General features: G+C 51.4%; 1 protein-coding gene and 1 pseudogene. Both read right to left on the bottom strand.

Annotated elements, in window-relative coordinates:
• Positions 1-86 (bottom strand): annotated as a pseudogene (locus tag DWW13_RS18665) (DUF3847 domain-containing protein); the annotation flags it as partial.
• A partial coding sequence (locus tag DWW13_RS19695; RefSeq protein WP_243026220.1) for a DeoR family transcriptional regulator occupies positions 79-315 on the bottom strand: 237 nt, incomplete at its 5' end. The gene DWW13_RS19695 and the pseudogene DWW13_RS18665, both read right to left, overlap by 8 nt.

The raw sequence follows: 315 nt of genomic DNA, 5'->3' as shown, positions 1-315 counted from the left end.
TTTTCATCATTGATGGCTTTCCGCAGTTTCTTTTCGCTTTTCTCCAGTTCCCGGTTGAGTTTTTCCAGCTTTGAGGTATCAGGCAAGGGCAGCATCCTCCTTTCCCGGTATCAGCACATAAATCCTGTTTGGTTCTCCAACGCCCTGACGCACCCGCATGATAAGTCCGGCGGTTTCCAGTTCATTCAATGAACGTTTGACCGTCATGGGACTGCGGGACAGGACTGCGGCAATGGCTGTAACAGGGAAGCAGACAAACAGGATTCCGTTTTCGTCCTCCTGCCCTTTGGATAGCATAGCGTCCAGCATCCGGCA

Origin of the sequence: Blautia sp. AF14-40 (assembly GCF_003479665.1) — a bacterium.
Taxonomy (GTDB): Bacteria; Bacillota; Clostridia; order Lachnospirales; family Lachnospiraceae; genus Fusicatenibacter; species Fusicatenibacter saccharivorans.
This window is presented reverse-complemented; position numbering and strand designations above follow the sequence as displayed.